We start from the raw sequence: 2,240 nt of genomic DNA, 5'->3' as shown, positions 1-2,240 counted from the left end.
GTCGCATTCCCCAGGGCTCGGCGACAAAGGGAAACCGCGAATTCCGCGGAGGATCCGAGGGGAAGAACCAAGATGCAGCCGGCAGCTGTCCCGACCGAACGAAGCACCGACATCGCAGCCACTGTTGTCGCGACAATGCGCCAATTGGGCGTGCTCGGCCTGCCGCGCAATTACGAGATCTTCTATGAGGCCCTGAGCGGCACCAATCGCGAACTCAGCCTGGCCGTCGTTTCGCTGGCCAGCCGGCCGACACAGGATGAACTGGACCAGATCGGGCGCACTTTCTTTGCCCACAACCATGGCCCTGGCATCGTAGAGCATGCCAGAGACGTCATTGCCAGGGAGCTCGAGGAGGTTGCTTCGCTGCTGCGGAGCGAGCGCAGCCACATCGAGAAATACGGCAGGATCCTCGATGAGACATCGAGCGGCCTCAGCGGACGCAGCCTTCTCTCTCAGGATCTCCTGCAGAAGATCGCCAACGCCATGGCGGTTGCCACCAATTCGACGATCGATCACGGCCGGCAGGTGGCCTCGACGCTCAGCGACAAGACGGCCGAACTCGAAAGCGTCAAGTCGAAGCTTGAGGAGTACAAGCGCCTGGCTGACACCGATCCCTTGACGCATATCTGGAATCGGCGCGCCTTCGACAAGGAGATCACCAGGATCTACAACAGCAACAGGGGTATCCTGTTCAACGCCCTGGTTCTTGTCGACATCGACCGCTTCAAGGATATCAACGACCGCTATGGCCACCCGGTCGGCGACAAGATCATCCAGAGCATCGCCGATATTTTCCAGACCAGCATTCGCGGCGACATGTTCGTCGCCCGCACCGGCGGCGAGGAGTTCGCGCTGATCATCGAGGGCGCCAGCGAGGACGCCACCTATGACGTTGCGGAGCGCATTCGCGCCCTGATCGAGCAGACGCCGTTCACCAGCAGCCAGACCGGCACGAATTACGGCACCGTCACCGTCTCGATGGGTATCTGCATGGCGTCCGAAGCCGAAGGACCCGAAGATCTCTACACCAAGGCCGACCGGGCGCTCTATCGCTCCAAGGTCAGCGGCCGCAACCGGGTCACCAAGCACTCGACGATGGCAGGCCGGGCCGGCAAGAGCTGGCTGCTCTACAAGAAGGACTGACAGTCCCTGCCCGCTGGTGCCGGGAACACTGGACTAGCGCAGACATGAAAGGCGCCCGATTTCTCGGACGCCCTTTCGTGGATCTTATTCGGACTGCGCGAAAATCAGCCGTTGACCGCCTGCTTGTGCTGCACCGGGTGGCTCTTCTTCAACAGATCCGAGACCAGGAAGGCCAGTTCGATCGCCTGGTCGGCGTTAAGGCGCGGATCGCAATGGGTGTGGTAGCGGTCCTGCAATTCCTCGGCGGTGATGGCGCGCGCGCCACCGGTGCATTCGGTGACGTTCTTGCCGGTCATTTCGACATGGATGCCGCCCGGATGCGTGCCTTCGGCGCGGTGCACCTCGAAGAAGGTCTGGACCTCCTTGAGAATGCGGTCGAACGGCCGCGTCTTGTAGCCGGCGGCCTCGATCGTGTTGCCGTGCATCGGGTCCGACGACCACACCACGGAGCGGCCTTCCTTCTGCACCGCGCGCACCAGCTTCGGCAGATGGTCGGCGACCTTGTCGGAACCGAAGCGGGCGATCAGCGTCAGCCGGCCGGGCTCGTTCTCGGGATTGAGCAGGTCGATCAGCTCCAGCAAGCCGTCCGGCGTCAGCGAAGGACCGCATTTCAGCCCGAGCGGGTTCTTGATCCCACGGCAATATTCGACATGCGCATGATCGGGCTGGCGGGTGCGGTCGCCGATCCAGATCATGTGGCCTGACGTGGCGTACCAGTCGCCGGAGGTCGAATCGACGCGCGTCAGTGCCTCCTCGTAGCCGAGCAGCAGCGCCTCATGGCTGGTGTAGAAATCCGTCTCGCGCAGCGCGTAGTTGGTTTCCGAAGTGATGCCGACGGCCTTCATGAAGTCCATCGTCTCGGTGATACGGTTGGCAAGAGACTCATATTTCTCGCCCTGCGGACTGTCGGAGACGAAGCCGAGCATCCAGCGGTGCACATTCTCCAGGCTGGCATAGCCGCCTTGCGCGAAGGCGCGCAAAAGGTTGAGCGTCGCCGCCGACTGGCGGTACGCCATTTCCTGGCGAGCGGGATCCGGAATGCGCGACTTCGGGTCGAATTCGATGCCGTTGATGATGTCGCCGCGATAGCTGGGCAG

At 62.3% G+C, this 2,240-nt stretch carries 2 protein-coding genes; one reads left to right on the top strand and one right to left on the bottom strand.

The features are described 5' to 3' along the window. Positions 1–72 precede the first annotated feature (72 nt). Positions 73–1,143 carry a diguanylate cyclase gene (locus tag EN939_RS30895; RefSeq protein ID WP_127271420.1) on the top strand — a complete coding sequence of 357 codons (1,071 nt, stop codon included), beginning with the start codon at positions 73–75 and terminating at the stop codon, positions 1,141–1,143. Positions 1,144–1,247: 104 nt separating this feature from the next. Here EN939_RS30895 and EN939_RS30890 read toward each other — a convergent pair. After that, on the bottom strand, positions 1,248–2,240 hold a 993-nt coding region (locus tag EN939_RS30890), incomplete at its 5' end, for a 3-deoxy-7-phosphoheptulonate synthase class II (protein WP_148129586.1).

Origin of the sequence: Mesorhizobium sp. M7A.F.Ca.CA.002.05.1.1 (assembly GCF_003998335.1) — a bacterium.
GTDB lineage: Bacteria > Pseudomonadota > Alphaproteobacteria > Rhizobiales > Rhizobiaceae > Mesorhizobium.
This window is presented reverse-complemented; position numbering and strand designations above follow the sequence as displayed.